Annotated in this window: 13 protein-coding genes; 8 read left to right on the forward strand and 5 right to left on the reverse strand. The window is 60.0% G+C overall.

What is annotated here, in order from left to right:
• Nucleotides 1-91 precede the first annotated feature (91 nt).
• Nucleotides 92-967, forward strand: a complete 876-nt coding sequence (locus PO778_RS08670; protein WP_271439278.1) for an HpcH/HpaI aldolase/citrate lyase family protein — start codon at nt 92-94, stop codon at nt 965-967.
• 3 nt (nt 968-970) lie between these two features.
• Here the strand turns inward: PO778_RS08670 and PO778_RS08675 are convergent, their stop codons facing one another.
• Nucleotides 971-1,294, reverse strand: a complete 324-nt coding sequence (locus PO778_RS08675) for a hypothetical protein (RefSeq protein WP_271439279.1) — start codon at nt 1,292-1,294, stop codon at nt 971-973.
• Nucleotides 1,291-1,968 carry a lipoyl(octanoyl) transferase LipB gene (gene lipB, locus PO778_RS08680; RefSeq protein WP_438944392.1) on the reverse strand — a complete coding sequence of 226 codons (678 nt, stop codon included), beginning with the start codon at nt 1,966-1,968 and terminating at the stop codon, nt 1,291-1,293. The genes PO778_RS08675 and lipB overlap by 4 nt, the downstream gene beginning before the upstream one ends.
• A 60-nt stretch (nt 1,969-2,028) precedes the next feature.
• Here lipB and PO778_RS08685 point away from each other — a divergent pair, with 60 nt between their 5' ends.
• Nucleotides 2,029-2,847 carry a hypothetical protein gene (locus tag PO778_RS08685; RefSeq protein WP_160730508.1) on the forward strand — a complete coding sequence of 273 codons (819 nt, stop codon included), beginning with the start codon at nt 2,029-2,031 and terminating at the stop codon, nt 2,845-2,847.
• A gap of 57 nt (nt 2,848-2,904) precedes the next feature.
• Here the strand turns inward: PO778_RS08685 and PO778_RS08690 are convergent, their stop codons facing one another.
• Nucleotides 2,905-3,489 carry a class I SAM-dependent methyltransferase gene (locus PO778_RS08690; protein ID WP_271439366.1) on the reverse strand — a complete coding sequence of 195 codons (585 nt, stop codon included), beginning with the start codon at nt 3,487-3,489 and terminating at the stop codon, nt 2,905-2,907.
• Nucleotides 3,490-3,687: 198 nt separating this feature from the next.
• Here PO778_RS08690 and PO778_RS08695 point away from each other — a divergent pair, with 198 nt between their 5' ends.
• Nucleotides 3,688-5,082 (forward strand): MFS transporter, encoded by a 1,395-nt coding sequence (locus tag PO778_RS08695; RefSeq protein WP_160730509.1) that lies wholly within the window; start codon nt 3,688-3,690, stop codon nt 5,080-5,082.
• Nucleotides 5,083-5,097: 15 nt separating this feature from the next.
• Here the strand turns inward: PO778_RS08695 and PO778_RS08700 are convergent, their stop codons facing one another.
• Nucleotides 5,098-5,442: an arsenate reductase family protein gene (locus tag PO778_RS08700; RefSeq protein ID WP_271439281.1), complete on the reverse strand. Its 345-nt coding sequence runs from the start codon at nt 5,440-5,442 to the stop codon at nt 5,098-5,100.
• 139 nt (nt 5,443-5,581) lie between these two features.
• Between PO778_RS08700 and PO778_RS08705 the strand changes: the two genes are divergently transcribed.
• Nucleotides 5,582-7,666, forward strand: a complete 2,085-nt coding sequence (locus tag PO778_RS08705) for a TonB-dependent receptor (protein WP_271439282.1) — start codon at nt 5,582-5,584, stop codon at nt 7,664-7,666.
• Between the two features lie 19 nt (nt 7,667-7,685).
• Here the strand turns inward: PO778_RS08705 and PO778_RS08710 are convergent, their stop codons facing one another.
• Nucleotides 7,686-8,243, reverse strand: coding sequence for a (2Fe-2S)-binding protein (locus PO778_RS08710; RefSeq protein WP_160730512.1), 558 nt, complete (start codon nt 8,241-8,243; stop codon nt 7,686-7,688).
• Nucleotides 8,244-8,366: 123 nt separating this feature from the next.
• On the opposite strand from PO778_RS08710, the gene PO778_RS08715 reads away from it, so the two are divergent.
• From PO778_RS08715 to PO778_RS08730, 4 genes are all read left to right on the forward strand, one after another.
• Complete coding sequence (locus tag PO778_RS08715) at nt 8,367-9,701, forward strand: MATE family efflux transporter (RefSeq protein ID WP_271439283.1); 1,335 nt, start codon at nt 8,367-8,369, stop codon at nt 9,699-9,701.
• A 91-nt stretch (nt 9,702-9,792) separates the two neighbouring features.
• Nucleotides 9,793-12,153, forward strand: coding sequence for a chemotaxis protein CheA (locus PO778_RS08720; RefSeq protein WP_271439284.1), 2,361 nt, complete (start codon nt 9,793-9,795; stop codon nt 12,151-12,153).
• Nucleotides 12,150-12,581 carry a chemotaxis protein CheW gene (locus PO778_RS08725; RefSeq protein WP_160730515.1) on the forward strand — a complete coding sequence of 144 codons (432 nt, stop codon included), beginning with the start codon at nt 12,150-12,152 and terminating at the stop codon, nt 12,579-12,581. The genes PO778_RS08720 and PO778_RS08725 overlap by 4 nt, the downstream gene beginning before the upstream one ends.
• 55 nt (nt 12,582-12,636) lie before the next feature.
• Nucleotides 12,637-13,002 carry a response regulator gene (locus PO778_RS08730; protein ID WP_160730516.1) on the forward strand — a complete coding sequence of 122 codons (366 nt, stop codon included), beginning with the start codon at nt 12,637-12,639 and terminating at the stop codon, nt 13,000-13,002.
• Nucleotides 13,003-13,004: the final 2 nt, after the last annotated feature.

Consider the following 13,004-nt stretch of genomic DNA (forward strand, 5'->3'; position numbering starts at 1 on the left):
GTTGCCCCTGGGCACCGCCGGCATGACCGCGCGGTGCCCCCTTGGGGGCGGGTAACCGAAGTTTAGGATATCGCTGTTACTGCGTTCTCTCATGAGATCGTGGTTAGTCATAGAGGGCAACAAGCCCGCCAAGCTGGCAAAGGCACCGATGGTTGGTGCCGATGCGATTGTGATCGACCTTGCCTGTGTGCCGGTTGATGATGCTGCCCCGCAGGTTCGTGAAGAGGTCGCCGAATGGCTGACCAATTTTTCCGACCCGCTGGTTGCCAAGAAAGCGTTTGCCCGCTGGGTGCGGATAAAACCCATGGATGCCCCGCACTGGCGTGAAGACCTGGTAGTGGCCATGAAAGGCGCGCCCGACGGCGTGATCCTGCCCAAGGTGACCGGGCCGACCCAGATCCGCATGCTGGCATCCGAACTTTACGAGATCGAACAGAAGCTGGCGCTGAAACACAACAGCACCAAGATTATTCCGCAGATCGGCGAAACCGCCGAAGCCGCCCTAACGCTGCCCTCGCTGACCGGCGACCCGCAGCCGCGCCTGACCGGATTTGCCTGGAATGCCGAAAACGTGGCCCGCGGCCTTGGCGCGAAACGCAGCCGCCGTGAAGATGGCGGGTGGACCGACACCATGCGCCACGTTCGCGCGATGACGCTGATCCTGGCGAAAGCCATGGGCGTTATGGCGATCGACACCGCCACCGCAGATGCGGCCGACGTAGACCTTGGCCTATGCGACGCGAGAGAAGCACGGCAAGACGGTTTCACCGGAATGTTCGCGGTTCACCCGCGGCAGGTTTCGGCAGTCAACGAGGCCTATTCACTCTCCGCACGCGAGCGCGCAGAGGCAGAAGCGCTGCTGGGTCTGTTTGCAAGCAAGCCAGCCGCTGCTCCGGTCGAACCTGCTGAAGACCCAGCCGAAGAACCCGCCCATCGCGAGCCGAAGGGCATTCGCGCACTCGGCTGACGTTTACTCGCTATCCGCCTCGGAATTTTCATCCGCAGGCGCGCTTTCGCTTTGCTCGCTTTCGGCCGGTTCCCTGCTCGAGGCCGCCGCATCAGCTTCACCGTCAGAGGCGCCAGCGGCCCTTTCCGTGCTTCCACCAGACGAATTGCGGACAGGCGGCGATACCGATTGCACAGAATCCAGCGGCAGCATGGCATCGCTGATCGACCCTTCCTGAACTTCCCCCAATGCCGCGCGGTCATCCCCGCCCTGAGCAACAGGTGCAGGCTCATCGTTGCAGCCAGCGACGGCTGACAATGCGATCAGGGGGACAAGGTATCGCTTCATTTTCGTGCTCCCGAATTTTCGGACAGCCTATCTAGGAAGCTGCCGCCGCGCGCAAGCAGTGCATCATCCCACTGCTCTGCCGAAATATCGATGCCCAGCCGCGCCAGACTGGTAACCCCGAACTCTTCGATGCCGCAGGGTACGATGCCGGCAAAATGCGACAGGTCCGGGTTCAGATTGACGGAAAAGCCATGCATCGTGACCCACCGGCGCACGCGCACGCCGATCGCGCCGATCTTGGCCTCGGTCCCGTCTATATCGCGGGTCCAGATGCCGATGCGCCCCTCGGCGCGCCAGCTTTCGACGCCCAGATCGCCGAGCGTATCGATAACCCAGCCTTCCAGACTATGGACGAATTTGCGTACATCGCGCCCACGCTTGGTCAGATCGAGCATGACATAGCCGATGCGCTGACCCGGGCCATGATAGGTGTAGCGCCCGCCCCGGCCAGCCTCGACAACTTCGAAGCGGGGATCGAGCAATTCCGCCTCAGCTGCGCTGGTCCCGGCGGTATAGACTGGCGGGTGTTCCAGCAGCCACAACAATTCGCGCGCCTCACCCGCAGCTATCGCACGGTTGCGCGCATCCATCTCGTCCAGGGCTTCGCGGTAAGGTATCTGGCTGGCCGCGCGGCGCACCGCGATATCAGATTCGAGTTTTCCCGACATGCGCATTGCGTGGCGCGTGGCATCGGGCTTATCAAGGGGAAACGACAATCTAGAGGGGCGTTTGCAATGAAATTCGATATGGGCCGGGCGTGGAATGATGCACTGGCGATGCTTGGCGCGAACAAGGATGTAATCGGCATCCTGGCTGCGGTGTTCTTTTTCCTGCCGGCGCTGATCGTAAGTATCATCGCACCAACCACGGAAATCGAAGCTGCAGCGGCTGCAAATCCGGACGCGGCACAGGCTGCTTTCTCCGCTTATTTCGCGGAAAACTGGGCTTTGTTCCTCGCCTACATGATCGCCACATTTGTCGGCACGCTAGCGATCATGGCACTGATCGGGAAACCGCATCGGCCCACCGTCGGCGAAGCGATCAGTGCGGCCATGAAGGCGCTGATCCCCTATATCATTGCCTCGCTGATTCTGGGCCTGTTCGCTGGTCTGCTGATCGTACTCGCTGGGGCGATAGGCGGCGTGACAGGCTCTACGTTGATTGCCGCACTGCTGATATTCGTCGCGATCATGGTCCTGATGTTCGTCACCTTCCGAATGATCCTGCTGGGCCCTGTGATGATGGTAGAAGGCATCATGAACCCGGTCGCCGCGCTCACCCGGTCGTGGAACCTTGTGAAAGGAAATACGCGCCGCGTGGTCCTGTTCATCCTCATGCTCGGCGTGGCACTGGTGGTCGTATCGCTGGTTCTTGGCCTGATCTTCGGTTTGATCGCGGCTGTTTTCAGCGGCACTGCCGGACTGTGGATCGAAGCGATCCTTGGCGGGATCATGGGCGCGGTGATGACCGTGATCATGCTCACCGTGTATGTCGCGATCTACAAGCAGCTGGCCGGTGACGTTTCGCCGCAAGACATCGAAGCCTTCGAATAAGCGGGGAGATCGGCCAACGGGGTATCCGTCAGCCGATCCGGCCTGCCACCGAACGGATCAGTCTTTCCAGCCCCAGAAAAGCTGGCAGGGCAGGATGTTCCATAGCTCGAACCCCTGGTCGATACGCTGAAAATGCTTCGCCATGTAATCGCGCGCCTTGGCACTGAACTGGTACACCAGAAACGCGCCGCCGGGGCGCAGCACCTTGTGCGTGGCCGCAGCGATTGCCGGGCCAACACCTTCTGGCAGGGTCGAAAACGGCAGACCTGACAGGATGTAATCGGCGTTATCATGGCCGTTGGCACGGATGATTTCTTCTACATCCGCCGCCGAACCAAGCACCGCCTTGAAACGGCTGTCGGCAATCGTCCGGTTTAGATAGTCGATATAAAGCGGGTTGGTATCGATCACGATCAGCGCACCGTCAGGCCGCAAGTTTTCCAGCACCGGTTCGCAGAAAGTCCCCACGCCCGGACCGTATTCGACGAACAGTTTGCATTCATTCCACTTTACCGGGCCCAGCATCTTGCGGATGGTGAAGCGTGATGACGGAATGATCGAACCGACCATTTTCGGGTGTTCCACAAATCCGCGGAAGAACACCGCCCATTGGCCCAGCATACGGGAAATCCGCTTGCCCATTGTGCTGCGCTTGTCTGCCGTCAGTTGATTGATATTGGTCAAGAAAAAGGACGCCCTTTATTCGCTTGTTCACCGCCTTGGTAAGGCCTGATTTGCGCGTGCGTTGGCAAATTCGCCTACGCAATGCAAGCGGGGCACCAACTTATGCGGGCACCAACAGCATTGCCAGCCCCGAACTTGACGAGTAGCCGCTTTTTCATGGCCGAAGCCGATCACTCCGCACCTGAGCAGACACCCTCGATAGAGGCCCGCGAACCCAACTCGCCCAATCGCCCTATTTCGCGCAATCGCATGACATTGCTGTTCATCGTGATGCTGGTCACCGCCGCGGGCAACACCGCGATGCAATCGGTGATGCCGTCCGTCGGGACAGCGCTTAACGTGGACGATGTCTGGATCAGCCTGGCCTATACCTGGTCGGCGCTGCTGTGGGTCATCTGCGCGCCCATCTGGGCACGCCGCTCGGACCAGCGCGGCCGCAAGGCGATGATGGCGCTGGGTCTGGTCGGCTTTATCGTGTCGATGGGCCTGTGCGGCCTTGTTTTGTGGTTCGGCCTCGCCGGCTTGCTGCCAGCAATCTGGACGCTGATCCTGTTCGCAATTTTCAGAGCGCTTTATGGCGGTTTCGGTTCAGCCGCCCCGCCCGCAGTTCAGGCCTATGTCGCATCGCGCACCCCGCGTTCGGAACGCACCCAGGCATTATCGCTGATCGCCTCCAGCTTTGGTTTGGGCACCGTTATCGGCCCTGCACTCGCGCCGCTGCTGGTGTTCCCGGGACTGGGCTTGGTCGGTCCGTTCGTGGCGTTCGCTGCCATCGGGATAGCGGCGCTTATCGCGCTGCGGATCTGGCTGCCCAACGATGAACCGCAATTCGCCGCTCGCGGCCGTGCATTTGGTGCGCCCTATGGCACGAGTTCCCCCGACCGTTCGGAAGACGAAGAAGACGAAGAAACCGGCCAACCCAACGGCCCAGGCACCGCCGCCGTGCCTGCCAAGCGGCTCAGCTGGTGGGAACCCCGGCTGCGGCCATGGGTCATTGCCGGGCTTCTGGGCGGACATGCGCACGCCATGGTGCTGGGAATTGCGGGCTTCCTCGTGCTCGACAGGCTGGGACTGCGCGACACACCAGCCGAAGGCGCCGGGCCAGTCGGGCTGGTCCTGATGTGCGGCGCTATTGCGACTTTGCTGGCACAGTGGGGCGTGATCCCGCGCATGAACCTTGGCCCCCGCGCAGCCACCTTATGGGGCGTGGCCCTTGCCGCGGTTGGAGTGATCATGTTCGGCGTAGCTCAGGATCTGCACTCGATATCGCTGGGATATGCGATCGCATCGCTGGGGTTTGGCCTGTTCCGCCCCGGCTTCAACGCCGGTGCGTCGCTGGCCGTATCGCGCGCAGAACAGGGTGAGGCATCCGGCGTGGTTGCATCGATTACCGGCGCTGCTTTCGTATTCGCACCGGCGCTGGGCGTATGGCTTTACGGACATTCCGACTGGCTTGGCTTTGGCCTGATCGTCGGACTGTGCGCTGCGGTGTTTATCAATGGCTGGCGTTCGCTTGCGCCGGATGAGATTACCACCCAGGCACGGCGCTAAACGCCTGCGGAGCCGCTAGAGAATTTCCAGCACGATATCCTGAGGGCGGCAAAGGCGCACGCCTTTCTCCGTTTCCACCAGCGGGCGGTTAATCAGAATCGGGTCCGCCGCCATCGCGCGAAGCACGGTCTCGCCATTGGCATCTGGCAGGCCGCGTTCTTCGGCATCGGTGCCGCGCAGGCGCAGACCCTCTGACGGTTCCATCCCAGCGTCCTTGAAAAGCTGAGCGAGCTTTTCCACGGTTGGCGGGTCCTTCAGGTATTCGACTACGGTCACATCAACCTTCGACAGGTTTTCGAGAATCGCCAGCGTCTTGCGCGATGTGCCGCATTTCGGGTTGTGCCAAATGGTCGCTTTCATAAATCGCTCCGCAGATTGTGTGTCTCGCTGCCCCTAGCCAGTGATTTTTTTCGCGCCAAGCAAAGACTAGGGTTGCAAATGCGAACTATTCTCAATAGCAGACCACCTCAATCGAGAATCATTCGCAATAAGGATATCTATGCTCTTCAACCTTCGCCACGTCGCACTGCTTTCAACAGTGGCTGCCGCTGCCATGGCTACTCCAGCCTTTGCCAGTGAGGGTGAAGACCTGGACCGTGACTATCTGCCGGTGGACATTGTCGTGACTGGTGCAGGTGGCGGTTACAAGACCGACGATGGTTCGACCGGCACAAAGACACCGACACCGCTGATCGAAGTGCCGCAGACCATAGTGGTCATTACCGAAGACCAGCTGGACGACCAGGCGATTACCCAGCTGGGCGACGCGCTCCGTTTTGTCCCGGGTGTCAGCCTGGAAACGGGTGAAGGCCACCGCGACGAAGTGTTCATTCGCGGTCAGGAATCCACTGCGGATTTCTATCTCGATGGGCTGCGCGATGATGCGCAATATTATCGCTCGCTCTACAATGTTACACGGATCGAAGTTCTCAAGGGCGCGAACGCGCTGATCTTTGGCCGCGGCGGCGGCGGCGGTGTCGTCAACCGCGTCAGCAAGATCGCCGATCCGATGGATATGTTTTTTACCGCCGATGCACAGGTCGACACGTTCGGTGCCTTTGCGGTTTCCGCAGATGTGAACCAGCCGTTGAGCGACAATGTCGCCGCCAGGATCAACGCGACTTACGAGGAATTCGGCAACGACCGGCAGTTTTACGAAGGCCGCTTCATCGGCATTTCGCCCACGATCACTGCCGATCTGTCACCTGAAACCCGCCTGACTGCCCACTACACCTATGACAATGACGAGCGCGTGACCGACCGCGGCGTGCCGTCGCTCAAGGGCAAGCCTCTGACCGGCTTCGACCAGACATTCTTCGGCGTGCCCGGTTTCAACGAAGCGAGCGCCGAAGTGCACATCGCCCGCGCCCGGGTCGATCATGAATTCTCCAGCGCGCTTTCTGCAAACGCTTCGGTGCAATATGCCAATTACGACAAGGTCTATGCCAATATCCTGCCGCGCGGCACCGATGGCACGACGGTATCGCTGGGCGGCTACAAGGATTTCACCAAACGCGAAAACTTCGTGGGTCAGGCAAACCTTGTCTGGAACGTGGATACCGGACCGCTGTCCCACACATTCCTGGCCGGTATCGAGGCGCTGGATCAGGACACCAGCAATGGCCGGTTCGGGATTTCATTGAGCGAGGATGAAGTCGATCTGCAGGAATTGATCGATTTCCCGACAGTCACGCTCACACCGCTTACCCGCAACCGCGAAAGCCAGCTGAATGTGCTTTCCGGCTATATTCAGGACCAGATCGAGATCGGCGAGTATGTCGAACTGATCGCTGGCCTGCGCTGGGAGCGGTTCGATCTGGAAACGCTGAATCTGGTTTCGGGCCAGCAGGTCGACCGGGTTGATGAAATGGTCAGCCCGCGTTTCGGAATTGTCCTGAAACCGTCAGGCAGCCTTTCGTTCTATGCCAGCTATTCGGAAAGCTTCCTGCCGCAATCGGGCGACCAGTTCCTGAGCCTGAGTACCGGCGATGCTGCATTCGATCCGGAGAAGTTCTCCAATTACGAGATCGGCGCGAAATGGCTCGTCAAACCCGACCTGTTCTTTACCGCATCGGTTTTCCGGCTCGACCGGACGAACACGACCGCACCTGACCCAGCGAATACCGGGCTGACGGTGCAAATTGGTGAAAGCCGGGTCGAAGGCGCGGAGCTGAGCCTGGTGGGTGACATCCTGCCCGGTTGGTCGGCCAGCCTTGGCTACACCTATCTCGACGGTGAAATCCGCACCACCAGCGATTTCGCGGTTGCAGGCACGCGGTTGCAGCAACTGCCAAAGCACCAGATCAGCGCATGGAACCATATCGACGTGACCGACCGCTTCGGCATCGGTCTGGGCGCTATCCACCAGTCGCAGCAGTTTTCCAGCTTCAGCAATGAGGTGGTCCTGCCATCCTACTGGCGTTTCGATGCAGCAGCATATTTCGAACTGAACGACCGTGTTTCGCTGCAGGTGAACGTCGAAAACCTGTTCGATGAAAACTATTATGCAAGCGCCCATGGCGACAACAACATCCAGCCCGGCGATCCATTAAGCGCCCGGTTCGGTGTCCGCATCAAGATGTAAACCGCAAAAGGGGCGAACGTTAATCGCTGGTCGTTCCGCTGTCAGGAACGGCCAGCGCAGGGACTTCGCGCGCAGCATCTTCTGCGCTTATACCCGGTGCCGGCGCTGAACTGATCGTTTCACGGCGGCGCGCCACACGTCCCGCCCGCTCTATCGCGCGAACCAGCCGGGGATAGACCCCGCAGCGGCACAGATTGGGTATCGCCTGTTCAATGTCTTTCCTGCTCGGATCGGCATTCTTCGCGATCAACGCAGCACCCGCCATGACGATGCCCGGGGTGCAGAACCCGCACTGGATCGCCTGTTCGGCCACCATCGCCTGCTGCACCGGATGCGAACGGTCACGGCTCAGGCCCTCGATCGTGGTTACAAAGCGCCCTTCGGCCTCTGAAATCGTGATCAGGCAGCTGCGCAGTGCCTCTCCGTCGACGATCACCATGCACGCACCGCAATCGCCCTGCCCGCAGCCATACTTGGTTCCAGTCAGATTCGCGGCATCACGCAATGCCCATAAGAGCGGCGTGTCCGGATCCATTTCAAATTCGACCGGTTGATCGTTGACTGTCATCCGGGGCATTGCCGGAAACTCCTGCTTCGTTGACGTCAGGCCTATCGCACGGTCACGGCCCGGCGCACAAGGCGCGAGACGCATACCGAAACTGCTTCCCCGCATACATCCGCGCCGCTAGGGCCGCTGACAATGAGCCAAAACGCCAAATTGACGCGCGGCAGTATTCGCGGACACCTGGTGACCCAGACTGCCCCGATGATCATCGGCGTGTTCGCAATCATGTCCATCGGCCTCGTCGATGCCTATTTCATCGGCCAGCTGGGCAGCGCCGAACTGGCGGCGATCTCCATCGTATTTCCCATCAGCGTAGCGCTAGCCAGCCTCGGTGTCGGCGTGATGGTTGGCATCAATTCAGTTGTTTCGCGAGCATTGGGCGCCGGGGATGATGAACGCGCGGCCAGCCGCGGCAATTTCGGCGTCGCATTTGCCGTCCTGCTCGGCATTGCCATCGGGCTGGTGCTGTATGCCATGCTCGACCCGCTGTTCTCGTTGATGCAGGCGGACGATGAAACCCTGCCGCTGATCCGTACTTACATGCAGCCTTTCGCACTGGGCTTCCCGCTGCAAATGGTCATCATGGGCATCAATGGCAATCTGCGCGGTCAGGGCGAAGCGCGCAAAACATCCTACGTGTCGATCTGTTATGCAGCAGCCAACTGGGTGCTCGATCCGATCCTGATTACGGGAGCGCTGGGCTTTTCCGGGTTCGGGATCGTCGGCGCGGCCTATGCCACGCTGGCCGGCTGGTCGATCGCCATTGTTTTCGGTTTTTACCTGCTGAGCAAAACTGCCATTCCTTTCAGCCCCGCCAAGGTCTTGAAGGCAGATTTTGGCCCGTCGGTGAAGGCGCTGACCAGCGTCGCCGGGCCAGCAGCATTCTCCAACGCGATCAATCCGATAGGGCTTTCGGTTCTGACCGCGCTGGTCGCGACACAGGGGCAAGATGCCGTCGCCGGTTTCGGCGCGGCCGGACGTGTGCAGAGCTTTGCAGTGGTTCCGCTGCTCGCCCTGTCGGGTGCCATCGGATCGATTGTCGGGCAAAACTGGGGCGCCAACATGCCCGACCGTTCGCGCGAGGCGATGCATTGGGCAGGCGGATTTTCGGTGATTTACGGGCTGGTCATCGCGGCTGCTCTGGTCGCAGCGAGCGGCACCATCGCCGGATTGTTTTCCGATGATCCTGCGGTGGTCAGTGAGTTTACGGCATATCTGCGGATCGCCGCCTGGGGATATGCAGGGTACGGCCTGCTGATCGTAAGCAACGGCGCGCTGAATGCGGTCGACAAGGCCGGATGGGCACTGGGGCAAAGTTTCTTCCGCGTATTTATGGTCATGCTGCCGGTGGCGTGGCTGCTGCGCCCGTCATGGGGGTCCGATGCGATCTATACGGCGGAACTTGCGGCCAACATTGTCGGCGGGATCGTCGCGATATTGATCGTGCGGCGGGTCCTCCACAGAAAATAGCGGCTGCAGAAGCTGATCTTCCCTGCGTTCCTTACCCTTCGTTAACCATCGCCCTTCATAGATACGTCCGAATAATCGGGGGCGTAGTTACATGGATGACCTGCTGGCAGATTTCGTCGCAGAAACGCGCGAAATGCTTGAAGCAATCGAAGGGGAGCTTGTCGCTTGGGAAAGCGAGCCCTCTGACCGCGCCCGGCTCGATGCCATTTTCCGCTTCGTCCACACCGTAAAGGGAAATTGTGGATTCTTCGATTTTCCGCGACTGGAGAAGCTGAGCCATTCCGCAGAAGGTGCCTTGGCCGAAGTGCGCGCTGGCCGCCGCCATCCCGACAGCCGTCTGGTATCAGCTGTTCTCGCGATCATCGACCGCATCATGCAGATGACCAACGCCATCGAGGCTGGCGAAGAAATGCCTGCTCAAGGCGATGAATTCCTGATCGCTGCACTGGAACCCGATGCCAGCGACGTGGGCGAGATCGCAGCCATGCAATCCGGCGAAAGTGCGGCCAAATCAAACGAAGCCGGTCCATCGGCACCGCGCACGATCCGCCTACCGGTCGAACTGCTCGACCGCGTGATGAGCGGCGTTTCCGACATGGTGCTGGCCCGCAACGACCTGGCCCGCCGCCTGCGCGAATCCGGTGCGGAACCCACTCTCGATGGCCCGTTCGAACGGCTCTCCGGCATTCTCGGCGATGTGCGCGAGGCGGTAACGAAGATGCGGATGCAGCGCATCGAACACCTGTATAATGCCCTGCCCCGCCTTGTGCGCGACCTGTCTGCCGATCTGGGCAAGCAGGTCATGGTCGATTTCGAGGGCGGCGCCGTCGAACTCGACCGCGAAATGATCGAAATGATCCGCGACCCGATTGTTCACCTGATCCGCAACGCGGTGGATCACGGGATCGAGGCACCAGCCGTGCGCCGCGCGGCAGGCAAGCGTGAAATCGGAATGCTGACAATCGCCGCGCGCCAATCCGGCAACCGGATTTCCATCGTGATTACCGACGATGGCGGCGGACTGAGCACTGCCAAGATTGGGGCAAAGGCTGTCTCGAACGGCCTGATTACCCAGTCCGAACTCGATGTCATGACGGACAGCGCAATTTCTGACCTGATTTTCGAAGCGGGACTATCCACCGCCGATGAAGTCAGTGCAATTTCAGGCCGCGGTGTCGGGATGGACGTCGTTCGCGCCAATATCGAAAAGATTGGCGGTACCATCAGCGTATCGTCGAATCCGGGCGAAGGGACGATGTTCTTCCTCCAGATCCCGCTTACGCTAAGCATCATTTCCGCGCTGACCGTCAGTGTTCAGGGGCAGCGTTTTGCCATTCCGCAGTCATTCGTCGAAGAAATCGCCCACGGCGCGTCGACCAATATCGAATTCTCGCAAGTGGGTGACAGCGACCTTGTGACTTTCCGCGCCAAGCGAATTCCCTGCCTGTCGCTGGATAATGTGCTGGAACTGGGACAGCGCCGCGCCGCCAGAGACCAGCGGCTTGTCCTGTTACGCCTGGGGAGCGGCGGTCTGTTTGCACTCGGCGTCGACCGCATCCACGACCAGGAAGACCTGGTTATCAAACCACTGGCCCCGGCAGTAATGCAGACCGGCGCTTACGCTGGCACCACGCTGCTAGATGATGGCAGCCCCGTGCTAATGCTCGACATCGCTACCATTGCCCAGCAGGCAGGACTGATCACGGATTCGCGCGCACGGCCGGCACAGGCCAGCGCACCGGTCAAAGCCGCGGCTGAAGCCGAACGGCGCTCCATCATGACATTCGTTGCTCTCGACGGACGCACGCGCGCGATCGATCTCGGTCTGGTCTCGCGCATCGACCTGGTCGACGCATCTGCAATCGATATCGATGCTGGCAGGTCGCAAGTTGTAGTCGACGACAGGATCCTGAAGCTTGTCGGGGTAGGCTGCGCCCAGATCACCGACGAAAAGGTCAAATTACTGAGGCTTTCAGACAGCGAGACCGATATTGCCTACGCCGTGGCTGAACTCGGCGAGTCGATCGACATCAGCACCGATCTTGCGCCGGCCGAAGGTGACGAGACTATCGAAGGCGTCGCCCTGATCGATGGCCAGCCGGTTCCGTTGGTCGACGGTTTCCGCCTGTTTTCGGGCAATCAGCACCAGCAAAGCCCGGACTCACGGCCCCTTTGCCGGCTTCCCGAAGGTGATGAATGGGTCGAACGGATGCTCAAACCCATGGTTTCAGCCGCAGGATACGCGATCGCGACCGGCGAAGATGAAACCGCCGACGTTGTGGTCGCCCTCGAAGGCACTCCGCCCGACGTCGCGGACCTGAAGGCGGGCCGCCTGATCACCATCCACGCCGATCCAGCCAAAGCCGGTAACGATAAGCACGAAGTCTACCGTTATGACCGCGACGGACTGATCGAGGCGCTCCGCAGCGCCCGACTGGGGAAAGCATCATGAACGAACTTATTGTCCTGCTGCACATCGATGATCGCCGTGTGGCCATTCCTGCAGCCGAGGTACAATCGGTGATCGAGCTGGAGGATATCTATCCAGTCCCACGTGCGCCCGATTTCGTAGTCGGCCTGACCGCCATGCGCAGCCGGTCGCTGACCGTGATCGATTGCCGCCGCGCGCTTGGCATTGCAGGCGAAACAGCAACGGGTGAACGCGCACCTGTCGTCGAAATAGCCGGCCATCTCTACGCTCTGCTCGTCGACGCGGTCGATGACGTTATCGAAACCCAGTCCGATATTCGCCCGGTTGCCGGCGGTTTCGGAAAAGAATGGCAACGTGTTGCCCGCGGCATGGTGGAAACAGACCGGGGACCAACACTGCTGATCAATGCAAGTTTACTGATTGAAGGACCTGTAGCGAGAGCCGCTTAAGCTCTTGGTTACCTCGTTCGTCTAACCATACGAAGAATTACAAGGATCGCGAAAAATGAAAACCTGCCTGATTGTCGATGATTCCCGGGTAATCCGCAAAGTTTCGCGTCATATTCTCGAATCGCTCGGATTTTCCGTCGATGAAGCTGAAAATGGCCGTGAAGGTCTCGAACATTGCCTTCGGGCGATGCCCGATGCGATCCTGCTCGACTGGAATATGCCGGTGATGACCGGGATCGAATTCATCACCCAGTTGCGCCAGCAGCCTGGTGGTGACCGGCCCAAGGTCGTGTTCTGCACTACCGAAAATGACATCGCACACATCCGCGAGGCCATCAGTGCCGGCGCGGACGAATACGTGATGAAACCGTTCGATCATGAAACCCTCCAGATAAAGCTTCAGCTCGTCGGCATGGGTTGAGA

Origin of the sequence: Pontixanthobacter luteolus (assembly GCF_947494915.1) — a bacterium.
In the GTDB taxonomy this organism is placed as follows: domain Bacteria; phylum Pseudomonadota; class Alphaproteobacteria; order Sphingomonadales; family Sphingomonadaceae; genus Pontixanthobacter; species Pontixanthobacter luteolus.